Genomic DNA, 16,039 nt, shown 5'->3' with positions numbered 1-16,039 from the left:
GCGGGGCCTATTACATGCTGTATTCGTCGAGCCCATCGCTGCGCGGCAGCGTTGGGTGGTTGTACCGGGCAAAGGTCTTGTCCAGATCGGCGGCCAAGTAGGCCTGCTCGCTGTCGCGCAATGCCCGCTTCATGAATTCGGTGTCGGATGCGACCGCATCTATCTGAATACGCAGGTTCTCCAGCAGGCCTTCGCGATCTGCGCGGGAACCGGGTGCATTATCGATGGCCTCAAGCACGCCAAGCAGTGATTGCCTAAGCGATCCCTCTGCCGCGCGTTTCTCGGTGGGCCCCGCTGCTTCGAATTGCACCACGCTCACGACGGCGCGGTGGATGGCTGTAAACGCTCGGGTTTCGGCGGCACGGCTTTGCATCACCCGGTCCGAGCGCAAGGTATGTGGCGGTGTATTGCGCAGCCAGCCAGCTTCCTGCTCGGCTAGCACGTCGATGGTGTATCGGACCTTTTCGCCATCAGGCCCGTCGCGCAGGGCGGCCAGCGCCACATGTTCAAAAGTTATCGCCGGGTTGCCCGATGCCTCGATAGCTTGCTGTTGCATTAGCCCGGCGCCAATCACAAATCGGCTCGCATCACGTATTGATAGCTGCATCTGTGTCCGTCGTTTCTTGCAGGGCTTTCATGCCCAGGTAGGTACTGTGGGGAGCCCTTGGCAGGCTGGGATTACCCATCTCGAAAGACCATAGCATTTCTTCTTTGTTATTTCTTCTGATCCAAGCGTGTCATTCAGGTTTTTTTTGTAATTTTCGATATCCCTTCCTGGCGTGAGAAATAGTGTGATCGAAGGATGTCCCGGTATCTACAAGATGGCTGCCAAGTCCCCGGTTTGAAGGGGTATGGGGGCGCTTCTGATTTTCACGTCTGGTCTTTGTGATGGGCCGCATGGGTGGCTCCAGTGGGCGGAAAGCAGGTGCAGGTAGGTAGCGTCGGATGCCGTGTTTGACAATGCGGTGATTGGCGAAAAACACCAATAATTCTCTATTTTCATTTGGAAAAACTTAAAGAATATCTATTATTTAATTTTTTATTGCTTTATATTCTGATTTTTAGAAATTTCAAAAAATCGATAATCTGATTTTTTTCAGTCAAAAAATGCGGAGCAGTTCACAAAAAGGGTTTGTTAGTTTTCTCTGACAACAATATTTTGATAATTAAGTTATTTTTGGTTTACCATGGCCTCGTCTTAGCTATCTGCTGGACATGGCTCTCCATTGGGCGCCATGGCTCACGTTGATCGTCACCTGCAGTCGCATTCTGGGCTGGTCAGGAAGGCGGTCGGCTGCTCAGGGACGACGGAGCATCCAAGGGAAATTCGTCGCGAACGTTTTCGATCAACCGCGCGCAAATCGATTCAGGTAGGTATTCACAATGGCCCAGATGCCGTTTTCTCCGTGCAGCGATGCAAGCAATTGCACCGACCAGTCGGTTCTAATGCTTGAAAAGATCTTCGGGCCGGTCGTGATGTCGTTGGTCAAGGGGATTGATCCCAGCAATGCAGAGGCCAGCGCCAACATCCTCGCTACCATGTTCAGCTTCTTCAACAGCGGTATCCTGATCATTGGCTCGTTGATCGTTTCCTATGTCGCTGTGATGGGCGTGACCAATACGGCGAACGACGGTGAGGCGATGGGCAAGAGCTGGTCATCCCTGTGGACGCCCGTTCGAATTGTCGCGGGTGGTGCCGTGCTATTGCCGACGACCAGCGGGTTTTCCTTCATCCAGCTCATCGTGCTGATGTTCTCGCTCTGGGGCGTGGGTTTTGCCAATGGCACCTACAAGGCCGGCATGGCAATGGGCGTGTTGTCGCCAGACGGCATCGTCGCGGGCGTGAATGCACCAGGTGCTTTCTATGGGTTGCGCGATTTCGCCCGGCAGTATGTCAATGCCGCCTATTGCATGAGGGCCGCCACTGAGATCTACAAGGGGTCCAGTGGACCTAGTTTCCTGTTCCAGGCGAAGCCAGGACAGGGTGCGCCTGCCGACAAGGTGGCTGTCATCGACGGGCGTACGGAGTCCACCTATGACTTTAAAGACCGTAACGATGTGAGCAACCTGGCCGGCGGTTCACCGGTGTGCGGCACGATGAAACTGTTCAGGTTTGAAGCGCGAACTGTAGAGGGCGCCATTCCGCAGGCGTTGGAGCAGTTGAGGGTGAGCGTTCAGATCAAAAAGCTGACTTCAGCCGTTGCACTGATGCAGGATCTGGATGCATGGGTAAATCGGTGGCCGTACACCATCAATGACCCTGGATGGGACGCGGTGAACTCCAATGAGCTCAATAACATCGTCCAAAAGTGGGAAAAGCAGATCGCGACTGATCTCGCTGCTGAAGTTACCAACGGCCAAGGTGGTGTTGACAGCGGGCTGAAGGGGTTCATCGATACGTTGACTGTTGATGGCTGGGCCGCTGCCGGCGGCTGGTTCCAGCGTGTGGGTATGGTCCGTGGGCAGATCATGGGCGTGCTGGCCGAGCCCGTGGGCACCGTGGGGCCGCCGTCTCTGGGGGGGTTGCCTGCGGACGCACGCGCTGCGCTGCTAAGCAATAGCGTCACCACGATTGCCGAAGCAATCAATACCAAGGCCGAGACCGAAACCGGCAGTGGCCAGGTGAGAAAAGCCAGGCCAGACGACATCGCCAGCCTGATCCCCAAGGACCCCAAAAGCGATATCAACCTGAGCTCCTTGCGTTCCGACATGGACGCCAAAATGTCCTCGTTTGTCAACGGGGTGATGTTGAATGTGGTGGAAATCGCTACAGGCGCAGGCAGTAACGGGCAGACTCCACTTTGCGGTACAGCGGGGCAAATGGGCGGTTCACTCAACCGCATGAAATGCGTGGGTGACTACCTCACCGTTGCGCGGGCAGGCATCCTGGTCGCGGATGTTGCGATCAAGACGGCAGGCACTGCCATCCGGGTGCTGGCGGGTACGCTTTCCTCGGTCAAAGGGCTGGGTAACGGCCTTGATCTGGACAAGGTAGTAACCCCTCTGTGGGATTGGGTGCTCGAGGTGCCGGTCAAGCAGCTGGCGCTCATGGCCAGCTATATCGAGCCGCTGGCTTTCTACTTCGCGGTATTCCTGCCTAGCCTCCCTTATACCTTGTTCATGATCGTGTTCGTTGGTTGGGTGCTGGCGGTTCTGCAGTCGATCATTGCCGCACCCCTGTGGGCCGTTATGCACATGACACCGGATCGCACCTTTGTGGGCTCGCAGACGCAAGGTTACCTGTTGCTGTTGTCACTGTTCGCTCGTCCTGCCCTGGCAGTGCTTGGCCTGTTTGCAGCTGTATTGGTGTCAGACCCGGTGATCGACTATATCGCCACAGGCTTTTTCGCCATGCGCGGCGCGGTCGTTACATCGTCCGGCAATGTGGGCGCCATCTCGGAATTCCTGACATTTGCCTGGTGGTTCATGGTCTTCGGCCTGACATTGCTACCGGTGCTGTACATGACGTTCGGTTTGCCGCAAACGCTACCAGACACGGTGCTGAGCTGGATCGGTGGTGGGCTTCCAAGCATGGGCGAGACCAGCGCTGTGGGTGACATGCGTGGTGGTATGGCGGGCGTAGGGTCCAAGGTTCAGGGTACAGGCTCAGGTATGCGTCTGGGTGGCAACAAGGGGCAGAACAAATTGTCGCCACCAGACGGCAGCCCGCCCGATGGTCCGCAAGGCGGTGGCGGTGGCGGTGGTGGCGGTCGAGGCGGCGGTGGAGGTGGCGGTGGACGCCAGGCGCTCCTCAATGCCAACAGCCAGGGCGTCAGTGGCGGCGCCCCCAAGGCCTCGGGTGGTGGCGGTGAAGGTGGCCAGGAGGGCCAAAAGGACAAGCGTACCTTCGGGGAAAAGCTGTCAGAAGCGGCTGGAGTCGGGCTGGGGCGAGCCGTTACCGGCACGGTCGGAGCTACAGGCCGAGCTGCGCGCAACGTCGGCGGGGCGGCGTTGTCGGCAGGGCGCGCGGGTGTGCAGTCATTTCGCAGCTCGGAGGGCGGTTCATCTGGCGCACGTCTGCGTGACGGTCTCACAGCCGGTGCCCTCTCGGCAGGTGCCGGCCTGGCGGGTGCGGCAAGCCAGGCGGGGGCCGATTACAAGCAGGCCTTTTCAACCGCCGGCGCCGAAGGCAAGGCGGCGTTCAGCGAAGGTGCTGACGCCCGCATCAAGGCCTACAAGGAATCGATGGCTGGCGGCTCGGCCCCAGTTGGTAGCGACGCGGGCGGCAGCGCAGGCAGTGAACCTGCAGCCTCGACGGGCGGGTCGGCAGGCGTAGGCGGGCAAGGCCAGGCATTTAGCGAGGCATCGACGCCTGCCGGGGCAACCCCGGCAGGTGACACCGGCGCCGCGTCGTCTTCTGCCGCGCAGGGCGGCGATGGCGGTGAGAGGGGGGGCAGTGCCGCATCCCGTACCGGCGAGCCCTATGCGACAGACCGCTCGACGGTCGGCAATCAAGACGATAAGTGAGTGCGTACCAAGACGCGCAGTACCGAGACTCAGGAATTTTTCAGAAGCCTGAGGGTCTTGGACGGTGACGCGCAGATGCCTGCGCAATGTGATGTGCAACCCATTTCGCTGCTAGCGGAGGCTACACATGGTTGACGACCCACTTGAAGACCAACTCCGGCGGCTGTTGACTGGTCTGGCTGACCAAGCAATCGTCCGTGGCGAGCAGTTCGTCTACGATGGCGGAGCGCTGTACGCCGATGATGTCGCTGACATTGGACTGGTGTCAGTACTCTGCCTGGCCCAGGCGCTGTCGGTGAGCACCGGCTTGGGTGGTTTTGGCTATGAGTTCCAGCTGGCGGCCCCGGCGAACCCGATCTTTCCAATCCATAGCACGCCGCCCAAAGAGCCCCCAGACTTCTTCCGGGTAGCGCCCTTTGTCGCCGCTGTGTTCCATGCCGACGTGCTGGACGCTCGCACAGACCTGACATTGCTTTACCGGGCAGCCGAAAGAGCGCTGCAGAATGAACGCGGCGCTGCTGGCTAGGCCATCGCACGCGCTATGAGCATGACAGGCAGCCTCTGAGCTCAGGGCTGTCCCATTATCATCAAATTCGCCACCGGGAGTTGCCCATGCAAGACGACCATTACCCAGAACAACAGCCAGGCAGTGCCGACGAGTTGCCGGCGGGCGTATATGCGCCTATGCCCGGCTATACCCATGCAGATTTCCTGGCGCTTGCCGAAACGCGAGTCCGCCCGCTCCTGGAAGCGCAGGGAGTCGACCCAGGGCTTGTTCGCGAGACGCTGATTGCGCTGGATACTCACCTCTACGCAGCACTTGAGGAGGCTGCAATGGAATATCTGATTTCCACATGCCATCAGCAGCCCTGCGACGAGGCGCTGCATGCCAGCAACCTGGAGAACCTGGCGCAGGAGGCTGGTGCCTTGGGGGTCGATGCAGCGGCAGATTCACTGAGCGGGTCTCCGTTGTTGCATCTGGGCAAGGCGTTCTACGTCAGTTTCATCAACAAGGCAGGCGACGCTTTGCGCGAACATATTCTAGAGCTGCGCAGAACCTGATCGGGCACACGGATCATAGGGACATGACATGAGCGATTCTCTGCATATCACCGTCTACCTTGACGGTACCCGAAACAGCAAGGATAACGATACCCCGCTGGGCAGCCATACCAATGTCGCGCGGTTGTACGACCTTGATGCCGCTCAAGGCACCAACCTTTCGCGCAACTCCTCGCACCCGCCCCTGCAATACGATGGGCGTGAACGCAGCGGGCTGTCGGAGAAGGTCTACATTGACGGGGTTGGAAGCCAGCGGCGCAATTTGCCTGCCATTGGCTTCGAGTGCGCAACAGGGGCGGGTGGCCAAAGCCGCATCGAGCAGGCTTATCAGGCGCTGGTGTCATTCCATAACAAATACCCGGACACGTCCCCGGACGTCAACTTGGTTGGATTTAGCCGTGGCGCGGCTCAGGCGCGCGCGTTGGCTAATGTGTTCATCGAGCGCGGTGTGCCGCGGCTGGACAGCCAAGGGCGCGCCACCGGCGAGCATCTGGTATTGCCGGGTGAGGCAAATGTCAACAAGCTTGCTATCTTCGATACGGTGGCCTCTTATGGCAACCCGCTGACCGCGGGCCACACCGACAAGAATCTGGAGATCCACCCTAACGTCAAATCCACCACTCACTTGGTGGCGATGAATGAATACCGTGCGACCTTCCCTTTGACCAGTGCTCTGAGGCTCGATGACAACACGCGCATCGAAGAAATCAGATTTGCTGGCGCGCATTCCCAGGTGGGGGGCGGCTACCGCAATGATGTGTTGGCTGCGGGCCCGCTGGCGCTCATGTATCAGCGGCTGCAAGCCGCGGGCGTGCAGCTCGAACCCTTGCTGCCGGAAGATGCATTGCGGGTTGAGCAGTACAACGCGCTTATCAAAGACCCGGAGCAAGTGCGTCAGGCGTTGATTGATTCGCGCCTGTCCAAGGGTAATGAGGCATTCAGGCAGCAGCCAGACGGCTCCTTCCAGGTGCTCGACAACACGTCGTTTGCTTTGGAGCGTGGGAGTCTGTGGCGCCGAGGTCGTCAAACCCGGCCGTTCGATCATGAAGTCAGCGGGCGCAAGGTCATCTATGAAAATGACGACACGCTGTCCAAGTCTCCCTGGCAACAGCAGAAAGAAAAACTGGCCCAGAAAATAGCCGCCCGGAGCAACCGAGCGGGTGAGGGCCAAGCGCTTGTAGTGCCTGTGATGCGTGAGCAGGCTGGGGCTGCAGCGCGCCGGGAAGCCGGTTTTGAAGACGAGCAGGCCAAGGTGAGTGCTGCGAACAAGGCGCAAGTGGAGCAATTGTCAGCACTGGTGGCACGCTCCAGGCCTGAAACGGCATTCATTGAGCAACTGGAACTCGTGGAGGTTCCGGTGCCCGCCGCCGCCTCTCGCTACGCAGTGGTGAGGATCAACCCTGAGGGGTCTGCGGCATTCGCCGACCTGGGCTTCGAATACGAGGTCAGCCGGATTCTGAACGAGGCGGCAGTTGGCGCCAAGGCCAGGGCGCCTCTTGGGCTCGATGACCCGATCCTGTTGCATGACACCAATGGCAACGTGGTTGGCAGCCTTGAGGGCGCGCGTGAGGTGCCTGTGCTGAAGGGCGGGGATGAGGTAGTGGTCGCGCTGGACCTGGAGCGGGTCGCGCCGGGTGCGCAGGCGGATTTCCTCCACGACGGGCTTCGCCAGGCATCAGCGTGGGTGGCCCAGCGTCCAGCCGCTAGCGATGACGCTGCCTTCCAGATACCAGGCGCTGACGGTAAACCGGTTGGCCAGGCATACATTGCGCGTGGCCCTGAATGTGAGGCACAGCTGACCGTCGCCTGGGACGCACCGCAACCCTGAGCTCCGGCGGGCTGGCCGATACTGTGGCTACGGTCAGCCACCGAGGCGTTACGTTTCGCCGCCCGGCATGCATACAATAGAGGCATGCCGGCCGATGTCGGTCAGTCAATCCGTAAGGGCTACAAGATGAAAATCGAAAAGTACCAGCCGGGTACCTTTATCGAGCTGGACGATATGGCAGGTGGCCGCCGCGTGGCAATGGTCTGCAAGGATGGCGTGACATTCTGGGATTCGCTGGATACAGCATGCTGCACGCCACTGACCATCCACCCATCAATGCACCCAACCACACTGGGCACGCTGGTTCAGTACGCACGGGATCAGGGGTTGGAGAAAGCAGTTGAAACGGTAGTCAGCCACCTGCAAGCGGCAGGCGAGTTGCGCCTGGAAAACGACCCGCTGTTCGTGATGCGAACGCTGTGGTTCATCGCACGCAAGTCCACCGGTGCGGGCTATGTTCCGGATACCGAAGTGCTGCGGTGGGCCAGCGAGCAGGCCCACGTTCAGGAACAGGCTGTAGCACGTATCCATCAGTTGGCAGGGCAGTACTACTCGCAATAGCCCGCACGTCGGTCCCTCGAGCGCATTACTGGCCGACCCGCTTCACGGCATCGGCTGCATCACGTGCAGTGCGCTTGATGGCTTTGACTACGGTGCGTACATCATTGGCGCAGGAGATGTACGTACCGCCCGACTCTGCCCGCAGTGACAGGTCGTGGTTGCCGACGGCCTTCTTGTAATGGCCGATATCGTCCTTGGGAATATCCCCAAGCTTCGCCACGGTCTGGATGCTTTCGCCACTGAACGCCCCGGTATATTCATTGAAGTCGCCTTCACCGTCACTGGCTGAATGCACAGACAATTCAGTAACCGGGCGACCAAATACATCTATCGGGTTGGGTACGGTGTACTCGGCGTCCGACAGGTCTGATGCCTGCACGGTGGCTTTGCCGTGCGCTGCCTTGATCAATGCAGCAAACCCTTCTGGCGAAATTGGCCGCTTGCAGGTCAGAACCTGGGCGATTCTGGCATTGGCTTCAGTCGGATCGATGTTGTCTGCAGAAGCAGTCGCGCAGCCAAGCGAGGCCAGGAGCGGCACGATGAGGTGCTGTACTTTCATGCTTCAGATCCCTCTGGTAATCATTGATTTGTTAATATTGGCTATTAAAAAAATGGTTTTCATATGGCCTGAGTGTGCGTCAACCCCTGTATTTGGTCAAGTGAGCGGGGGTTTAACCGAGCCTTTTTACCTTGACGGGGCATACCCTCAAACTCATACTCGACATCCTATACAACATTTTTCTAACAAGCCTGTTTGATCGTTTCTCGAGGCCATGGCACTGCACGTGACGCCTGCCAGGCCTGCACTTCACGAAACAACCACTGACTGGCTCTTTCAAGGAGTGATGCGCCGTGTCCTACGCTTTGCCACCTTTGCCGCAGCACTCGCGGCCTTCACACTCCAATGAGCGACGAAGGGCCTTATGTCTCATTTCGCTGCCGTTGCTAGGGGCGCTGATTGCGTTCGCCGTGGCTGTCATCACCACGCTGATGGGGGAAATGGCCCAAGGCTCTGCACGCTTTTATATTGCTGCCCTTTCTTACACCCTGTTGGTGCTCTGCGTGATGCTGCTACCCGCATACGTGGCGGGCTTGGCGTGGTACGCCTGGTGGACGCGGGCGGGGGATGAGGGGCGTCTGCTGCGTGGGTTATGGCTGGCGCCTCTGGTGGCCGTGATGTTCGCCTGGTTTCCGGCTGCGTTTTTTCCTGGGTTGCAACCGTTGGGCCAGGCCAGTGCCGACCCGGTACGTACTTATCTGCTGGCCGGCGCCCTAACCCTTTTGCTGGGTTATGCCTGGTCGGTCGTCGTCTACATGATTATGCGGTTCTGGAGAAATGCATGAACACCCTGGTCAAAACCCCGCGCAGACTTTTGCCCGTGTTGCTCGCTGCACTTTCGGCAGGCCTGGCGCCCAAGGTTCTTGCAGGTTTCGAATTGATCGACAGCGCTGGACCGCAAATGCGCTACACCGCACCAACAGCCACCGGCCAGGACTCGGCGCAGATGCAGCAAACCATCCGGGCGCTGCAACAAGAAATCCAGAGCCTGCGAGCCCGCTTAGCGGCTTCTGAAGCCGATGCCAGGGGCAGCCGGCAGGAGTTGCTGGCAATTCGAGCCGGGCAGGAGCAAGTTCAGGCATCCATCAATAACATGACGCTGAACTTTGCCTTCGGTCACTCTCGTTTCGGGCCGAGCGCCGCAGACGGTGATGCATTATTAAACGCTGCCCAAGCCGCACGCCAAGTGCGTATCTATGGCTACACCGACAGTGTCGGCAGCCTGGAAGGCAACCGCCGTGTAGCGCAAATGAGGGCCGAGGCCGCCAAGTGGTATCTGGTCCGTCGCGGTGTAGTGGCGGCGAAGATCAGCGCTCAGGGCAGGGCAGGCCAGTATATAGCGCCCAACGACACCGAAGCGGGGCGCGCAGCCAACCGCAGGGTGGAGTTCGAGTTTGTCGGTAAACCTTGACGGGCCGAGGGCCAGCTGTGCCAAGCTCGCCACGCCAACTCAATTGTGAAGCCGACGAGATACGAGGTTGAAGATGTATTCGCGCGAAGAACTTGAGGCGCTGGTGGCACACGCCATCGGTGGTAATGTGTTAGCGCAGGATGGTGGCGGGTTCCTGAGCGTCATGGCCGGGAGCACGGCAGCCATCCAGAAAGACATCCCGGCGGCGTTCGAGATGTATACGCTCCTTGAGCATTATTTGAAGACCTTGCCTATCCGGCATGAGATGCTGGCCTTCGGCGCCAATCCGCTCGCCCTGGAGCCTGGTATCGTGGTCGGCCATGACGCAGGGAAGGTAATTGCTCTGTTGCCGATTCAGGCCGGGCAATTCGGCGAGGTGGCATTCTGGCTGGCAGATGCATTACCCAGCCGGGAGCTAAAGGCGATGTCTGGGGTGCTGGCACTGATGTTCAGCGTTCAGGCCCATGACAACATTCGTCACTTGCTGCCCGAATGGACTGCCGCTTTTTATGTCAAAGGCAATGCCGGGCACTGCGTACCCATTCTGGCGCTCAAATCTGTGCTCGAAGATGAGCGCTTTGGTGGGGACTGGGTTGCGGTGGCGCTACACCGGCTAAGTGAGTTTGCCCTGCCCCAAGCGGCCGCTGAAGAGGCAGCCGGGGCTGATATAAAAACCACGCGCTAGGCAAGGGGTTGGCGCTTTTCGGCGCAATTTCCCAGCGTCTGCTGATGCATCGGAGGCAGCAATGGACCATAACTGGCAGGCCCCCAAGGGCAACATGAAGCTTGACGGGGGATATAATGGCTCGGTTCAACAAGCTATTGCCAATCTCGAGATCGGTCGTAATCAAGGCCGCCAAGAAGGGTTGGGAGAGGGTTTCGAGCAGGGGCGTGAGCATGGCTATACGGAAGGCTGGAACGCTGGCGTAGCGCGCGCCAATCAAAAGCTACGCCCTTTGCGCGACCATGTTCGTGAGTACTTCACTGAGGCCGTGCAACTGCGCGAAACGGTGGCGCAGCAGCAGAAACTCATAGACTTGATGATGGAGCAACTCACCAAGGCCGCGCAGGGGCAAGTGACCAGGGCCGCCGAGGGTGGGCAGGGCGCCATGGTTGATGAACTGGCCAGCCTTCGCAGCGATAACCAGTTGCAGCGCGATATTGTCCAGGCCGTGGAGAGGCAGTACCAGACGATGCTTGTGCAATCACGCCTGAAGACCGCTAAATACAAACGTAGCCTGATCTTCACCCACACCGCACAGGCACTGTTGCACGAACTGGTCGCCGACGGCTCGCCCGAAGCTTTGCGCACCCGGGCGAGATTTGCCGAACATTACCGGGAGCAGTGGGCGATGAGCGTGGAGCGGGGCGATATACAGGGGCCACCAGAACAAGACGAAGTGTTTTGCAAGTACCTGCCCGAAACCTTGCAGTTCATCCAGCAGATGCTGCAGCCGAATGCGCCTGTCGAGGATGGCAGCGTAGACCCGACAGCCTAAGCGTCGGGCGCTGATGCAGTCACTGCTCCGGAGTAGGCGGCGGGTAGGGTGTTTCATGCCCTGGGTTGGCAGGCTGGCCGCCGGCGCCGGTCGATTGGCCATCTGCCGGGGCACAGACAAGCCCTGTACGAACCTGGGCTGGATACTGCTGTACCTCATAGCCATAAGCAGGGGGTTGCCGCATTTGCGGCGCCTGGCAGACGCCTTCAATCACACCCTCACGCGGCGTTGAAAAGTCGCAACGTTCACCTTCATATCGGTTGGCGCATGAGCGGTAGGCATCCACCGGCATAACCTGCCGCGGTACGGGTACATACACCGTGGTATTGCGCGGCAGTTCCTGCCACTGCTCCTCGGTTGATTCCCCTGGCGAACCAGGTGGCGTCGCGGCCTGCGCGGCCATGGTAATGGCCAGCAGGCTCAGTGCCAGCAACCTTGTCATGCAGGGTCTCACCTCGGAGCTGCCCACTTTCAAAGGCCTGACTCGTAATCGGAGCCGCTTCTGCGCGCTTGCGTTGGTGCGCTGTGGTCCAGGCCGGCATTCACCTCCACACCCCGCTCCTTCATTTCGGTGATCATGTATTCATAGCCCGTCGTGAAATGCGCCAGGTCATAACCTGGGTCCGCCTGCTTGATCCGCGAAGTCAGGTCGACAATCTCAAGCTTTACCGGGTCTGGCGTTTCATCGGTATCCCAGTTGCCGGAGTATCGTTCCAGGTTCGTGAGGTGAAATGCCTGGCTGAATGGTTTGCCTGCCACGGTGATTTCCTGATTCAGTTTCTGGTACAGGTCCTTGCCGCCCAAGCCTTCCTGCAGGGTCTTGTCTATCACCCGCAAGAAGTCCCGATGAGCCTCGGGGGTGGCAGTAACCTCGTTCCAGCTGCTGTACTCTGTCATTCCTTTCTCCTGGCAAATGGGCTGGCGGCGCCTTCATGAGTGCTTTGGGCGTCGGCCTGGCGGGTTGCGCGTCTGGCTAGCGGTAGGTATCAAGGTGCAAAGTCGTTGTCGCGCGACCCGCCCGGAGCCACGCCCCGCACAAGGTCAACGATGCCCTTGAGCATCTCTTTGAGCCGCTCGGAAATGCGCGCCATGACTTCTTTCAAGCGTTCGAGGTGCGATTGTGTCTCGCCGGCAAATGCGGGCGTTTTGGCCGCGTCGCTGTGCATGTTCTGGCTGGAGGCCTCCAGCCGCCCCTTGAGTTTTTCGTAATGGGGGTTGCCTTCGGTTTCCGGATTCAGCAGCTCTTCCTGCGCACGCCCGTATTGCCGCGCCCAGCCGGTGAGTGCCTTGTCCATGGACTTCTTGTTGTTCTGTGCGTCTGCTGACTGGCCAACCGCGTTGACAAATGACTCGTGGAGTTCGTTGAACTCACCGTCTGGCTTCATTTTCTCGATGACCTCTGGCACCGTCAGGCCGGTCTCCGTGGCCCTTGATTCGATTTCCTGACGGACCTCTGGCATCTTGTCAGCGGCCCAGAATGCTTCGTGTGCCTTGTGATAATTGTTGGCTGCTTTTTCTACCTGATCGACACGATATTCAGAGAGGCGCGGCAGTACTGGCACCCGCCCAGAAAGCTCATCACCTGCCCCCGCCTCAGCTGCCAGATCGGTTTTGCTGGCTTCTGCATTGCCACCACGCAAGGCGCCGGCCAGGGCGTTGGCGCCCTTACCCAAGCCCTGCATTGCTGCGCCTGTCAGCGAAGCCACGCCGCCTGCCAGTTCGGCCGTGCCCTTCACCAGGCTTTCGGCTGCATTGGGTGCGCGCTCAGGCTTAGAGGGTGCGCTGAGGTCTTGCTCATGCAGTGAGGCGTTTATACGCTTTACTTCTTCAGGGTTCAGCTTGGCGCTGGCCTGCCTGACATGCGCTGCCACCTCCATGATAGCGTCCAAGGCGCTTTGGCTGGCCTCGCCGCTTGGCTGCGCGGGGTGGCTTTTGGGGGCGGGTGTGCCCGTTGCTGCCGCTTGGGGCGCGGACCGATTGGCATTGAATGCCTCCAGTGCGGCTTCATCGATGGCGATGGCCCGCCATACCGGTTCATCGCCGTTGGCTTCGCTGATCAGCAATACAGGCTTGCCCGGCTGTATGGGCGTATCGCGAAGGGCCTGTTGCAGCCCGACCGAATGCAACACCTGGTGGCCTGCCGGGGTACGGAGGGTGACGCCATAGGTGTCATGAGCATGGTAGGACATTGTTTCGTGATGGACCAAGATGCCTGCATAGCTACGGCCCGCCACGGCAGGTTCGCCGGCGGTCGAGTCAGCGATGGTTGGGTCAGGCTTGACGATTTCATTGGGTTCCATCTGTTTCTACCTTTCAAGTGCGCCGCATCATCTAATGGATCTGGTAACAGCTCCTTTCTGGGCGCGTTTGTGCGCCCAGTCGGTCTGTGCCCGTTGACCTGCCAGTTTCTGCGACGCGTAAACGGCAAGCAGTGCTTCAACTTTTTCTTTCTTCCGATAAATCGCTTCTGACAGGTAGTTGCTGACACCTATCGCACGGTTGTAGTCCACCCACAACGCACGGCTTGATACATGCGTGATGCTGGTATTCCACTCCGCGTCGCTGAAGCGGCGGGTAGCTTCTGTCGTCAGCATTTCGGCCACTGACATAGTGTCATAACCCCCGATAGGGGGCGTCGGCAACGCACCGTAGCCATCGGAGTCTGACAAGTACATCGCAGGCGTCTTGCCAGCAGCGTCTGCAAGTGCGGCATCGGCATTGGCAGCTGCTACCTGCACAGGCTCAGCTGTGGAGTCCGGTTGCACGCCTCCCGAGGGGACGTTGCCGAACAGCTTCTCGTGTTGCGCCTTGGTGTCCTTGCCCAGAATGGGATAGTGCTCCGGGTGGCCATCCTGAATGGGGTAAGTTTGGCAGAAATAGGGAGCCGGGTCAGTTTTCCAGCCGATATCAGCCTGGCGGTTGAACACCGGAGGCAGTTGGCCTGGGTTGAAGGGGCCTCGCTGGGCGTTTTCGGCAAACGCCTTCGCCCTGGCGGAATCCTTGGCACTGGTACCGTAGGTGAAGTGCAGGTGCTTCACCATCGAGGTGCTTGGCGTGTTGCCCGACAGGCCTAGCTGCTGCCCAGGCTTGACGGTGACCCCGCGCTTTACGCCATTGGCGAAACCGCTAAGGTGGTAGTACGCCACCACGTCCCCACCAGCCCGCTCGATCAGGATTGCGTTGCCCGCCGAGCCACGTGCCCCGGCGAAAGTTATCTTGCCTTCGGTCGTGGCATAGACCGGCTGGGACGCGCCACTCGTGGAGAAGTCCAGGCCATCGTGCATGTGCGCCTTCTGGTTGGCAGAACCAAAATTGCCCGAACCGCCGCCACGAAACTTGCCGAAGCGCCCGGATACGACTTCCTTGTCAGTGGGCGACACCATGCAGGTATCTGCCACGGCGCCTTGTGCAAGCGTCAGTAGGCTTATGGCCGCGACACCGCATAGAAGGGTTCTTGTCATGCCTGGCGCTCCATCACTGCACGCTTTGTCTTGCATTCTGACTGGCGGCTTCTGCAGCCGCTTCGGTAGTACGAGCCTGGGCGCCACTGGTGGTCACTTGCATCGAGACCAGCGAGGCCAGCTGTGCTTCCATGCTTTCATACTGTCGGTACTGTTTTTCCTGAATGGCCAGGTCCAACGCCTTGATTTTCAACAACTCGACCAGCGCGCCACGTTCATTCTGTGCAGCCATCACCCGTGCCCAGCTTTCGTATTGGGCTGAATTGCCCGAATAGCGTTTCACTTCTGTGCGGAAATGCTCGGCCAGTGGCAGGTCTGTGCCAGTCTCCTTGCCTTCTACCCCGGAGTAATCAAGCTGAATCGCCTTGAGGCTCGCCAGCGCAGGTGATACCAACGCATCCTTGCGGGCTTTGGACAAGGCGTAGTCCTCTGATGCAGATGACCTGGCAGCGGAGGCCGGTACGGGGCCGTCTGGCAGCCCGGCAACGTTGTTCACGAAGCTGACCTTGGCCTTGTACAGCGCCTCACCTTCTACGGCAGGCTCAAACAACGTGGCTACGGTGAGGTCGGCCCCTGGCAATTTGCCAACTGTCTTGCAAAGGCCCGAGTCGACCTGGTCCTGAGTACAGAAGGGCTTACGCTCGTCCAGCAGCTTCGCCTGTGTGATGATTGGGTCGGCGTAGGCGCCGGGTGCGGCTGCAACTTCGGAGCGTACCCGCTGACGCACTTCGCCGGCCATGTCGGCATCACGGTTGCTGATCACCTGGCGGCTGGCGTACACCGAGCACGGCGAATACCCTTGGCCAAACTCGCCGCCGTAGTCGAAGCGCGCCTGTTTCACACGGTCTGTCTGCGCCAGCACGTTCAGTGCGTTGGCCGTTTGCAGCGCAGAGTTGCGACCCGCTTCGGCCATCGTGTTGGCTGACAGCGCTTTCTGTTTTGTCAGAACGGCGATGGCAGAAGTCAAACGCTGGCTTTCGGTTTCAAGCAAGGCTGACAGTGATGCGTCGACTGCCGTGACGGCTGCGTTAAGGGCCTGTGTAGCCGCGGTGAAGGCGGGCGATACTACGGTTTCCTGGTACTGTGGCGGGCAGTAGGCCCACGCGAGCGTCGAGGTGAGTGCCAGCGACGCACCGAGTGAAAGCTTCCACTTGCGCGACTCGCGTGCGGGGTCGAAATCCTTTTTCATGT

At 59.4% G+C, this 16,039-nt stretch carries 16 protein-coding genes; 9 read left to right on the top strand and 7 right to left on the bottom strand.

Annotated features, from left to right (window positions below; all coding sequences use genetic code 11):
* Positions 1 to 10: 10 nt before the first annotated feature.
* Positions 11 to 556 carry a hypothetical protein gene (locus tag IAE36_RS01595; protein ID WP_236408492.1) on the bottom strand — a complete coding sequence of 182 codons (546 nt, stop codon included), beginning with the start codon at positions 554 to 556 and terminating at the stop codon, positions 11 to 13.
* A gap of 827 nt (positions 557 to 1,383) precedes the next feature.
* Here IAE36_RS01595 and IAE36_RS01590 point away from each other — a divergent pair.
* The 5 genes from IAE36_RS01590 (at position 1,384) to IAE36_RS01570 (ending at position 7,918) form a co-directional block, all read left to right on the top strand.
* Entirely contained in the window at positions 1,384 to 4,467 is a 3,084-nt protein-coding gene (locus tag IAE36_RS01590) for a DotA/TraY family protein (RefSeq protein WP_201209880.1), read from the top strand.
* 127 nt (positions 4,468 to 4,594) lie between these two features.
* A complete protein-coding gene (locus IAE36_RS01585) occupies positions 4,595 to 4,993 on the top strand; it encodes a hypothetical protein (RefSeq protein WP_201209878.1) in 399 nt (132 codons plus the stop codon).
* An 86-nt stretch (positions 4,994 to 5,079) separates the two neighbouring features.
* Positions 5,080 to 5,529 carry a hypothetical protein gene (locus IAE36_RS01580; RefSeq protein WP_201209876.1) on the top strand — a complete coding sequence of 150 codons (450 nt, stop codon included), beginning with the start codon at positions 5,080 to 5,082 and terminating at the stop codon, positions 5,527 to 5,529.
* Between the two features lie 28 nt (positions 5,530 to 5,557).
* Positions 5,558 to 7,357, top strand: coding sequence for a phospholipase effector Tle1 domain-containing protein (locus IAE36_RS01575; RefSeq protein WP_201209875.1), 1,800 nt, complete (start codon positions 5,558 to 5,560; stop codon positions 7,355 to 7,357).
* 126 nt (positions 7,358 to 7,483) lie between these two features.
* Positions 7,484 to 7,918 carry a hypothetical protein gene (locus IAE36_RS01570; protein WP_028632679.1) on the top strand — a complete coding sequence of 145 codons (435 nt, stop codon included), beginning with the start codon at positions 7,484 to 7,486 and terminating at the stop codon, positions 7,916 to 7,918.
* A gap of 25 nt (positions 7,919 to 7,943) precedes the next feature.
* Here the strand turns inward: IAE36_RS01570 and IAE36_RS01565 are convergent, their stop codons facing one another.
* Positions 7,944 to 8,477, bottom strand: coding sequence for a hypothetical protein (locus IAE36_RS01565; protein ID WP_201209873.1), 534 nt, complete (start codon positions 8,475 to 8,477; stop codon positions 7,944 to 7,946).
* A 410-nt stretch (positions 8,478 to 8,887) separates the two neighbouring features.
* On the opposite strand from IAE36_RS01565, the gene IAE36_RS01560 reads away from it, so the two are divergent.
* The 4 genes from IAE36_RS01560 to IAE36_RS01545 all read left to right on the top strand — a co-directional run bounded on the left by IAE36_RS01560 (position 8,888) and on the right by IAE36_RS01545 (position 11,387).
* The gene (locus IAE36_RS01560; RefSeq protein ID WP_201209866.1) at positions 8,888 to 9,262 is read left to right on the top strand and encodes a hypothetical protein; all 375 of its coding nucleotides are present in this window, start codon (positions 8,888 to 8,890) and stop codon (positions 9,260 to 9,262) included.
* On the top strand, positions 9,259 to 9,888 hold the full coding sequence (locus tag IAE36_RS01555) for an OmpA family protein (protein ID WP_028632676.1): 630 nt from the start codon (positions 9,259 to 9,261) through the stop codon (positions 9,886 to 9,888). Before IAE36_RS01560 ends, IAE36_RS01555 begins: the two co-directional genes overlap by 4 nt.
* Positions 9,889 to 9,961: 73 nt before the next feature.
* Entirely contained in the window at positions 9,962 to 10,573 is a 612-nt protein-coding gene (locus IAE36_RS01550; RefSeq protein ID WP_201209864.1) for a hypothetical protein, read from the top strand.
* Positions 10,574 to 10,634: 61 nt separating this feature from the next.
* The gene (locus tag IAE36_RS01545) at positions 10,635 to 11,387 is read left to right on the top strand and encodes a hypothetical protein (protein ID WP_028632674.1); all 753 of its coding nucleotides are present in this window, start codon (positions 10,635 to 10,637) and stop codon (positions 11,385 to 11,387) included.
* A 19-nt stretch (positions 11,388 to 11,406) separates the two neighbouring features.
* Here the strand turns inward: IAE36_RS01545 and IAE36_RS01540 are convergent, their stop codons facing one another.
* The 5 genes from IAE36_RS01540 to IAE36_RS01520 all read right to left on the bottom strand — a co-directional run bounded on the left by IAE36_RS01540 (position 11,407) and on the right by IAE36_RS01520 (position 16,037).
* Complete coding sequence (locus IAE36_RS01540) at positions 11,407 to 11,829, bottom strand: hypothetical protein (RefSeq protein WP_028632673.1); 423 nt, start codon at positions 11,827 to 11,829, stop codon at positions 11,407 to 11,409.
* A 29-nt stretch (positions 11,830 to 11,858) separates the two neighbouring features.
* A complete protein-coding gene (locus IAE36_RS01535; RefSeq protein ID WP_028632672.1) occupies positions 11,859 to 12,284 on the bottom strand; it encodes a hypothetical protein in 426 nt (141 codons plus the stop codon).
* A gap of 89 nt (positions 12,285 to 12,373) precedes the next feature.
* Positions 12,374 to 13,687, bottom strand: a complete 1,314-nt coding sequence (locus IAE36_RS01530) for a hypothetical protein (RefSeq protein WP_201209862.1) — start codon at positions 13,685 to 13,687, stop codon at positions 12,374 to 12,376.
* A gap of 27 nt (positions 13,688 to 13,714) precedes the next feature.
* Positions 13,715 to 14,884 (bottom strand): M23 family metallopeptidase, encoded by a 1,170-nt coding sequence (locus tag IAE36_RS01525; RefSeq protein ID WP_236408490.1) that lies wholly within the window; start codon positions 14,882 to 14,884, stop codon positions 13,715 to 13,717.
* Positions 14,862 to 16,037 (bottom strand): hypothetical protein, encoded by a 1,176-nt coding sequence (locus tag IAE36_RS01520; RefSeq protein ID WP_028632669.1) that lies wholly within the window; start codon positions 16,035 to 16,037, stop codon positions 14,862 to 14,864. The genes IAE36_RS01525 and IAE36_RS01520 overlap by 23 nt, the downstream gene beginning before the upstream one ends.
* Positions 16,038 to 16,039 lie beyond the last annotated feature (2 nt).

It is taken from the genome of Pseudomonas sp. S36 (genome assembly GCF_016647875.1).
Classification (GTDB): domain Bacteria; phylum Pseudomonadota; class Gammaproteobacteria; order Pseudomonadales; family Pseudomonadaceae; genus Aquipseudomonas; species Aquipseudomonas parafulva.
The sequence above is the reverse complement of the archived record's forward strand: the minus strand, read 5'-3'. Positions and strand labels throughout refer to the sequence as shown.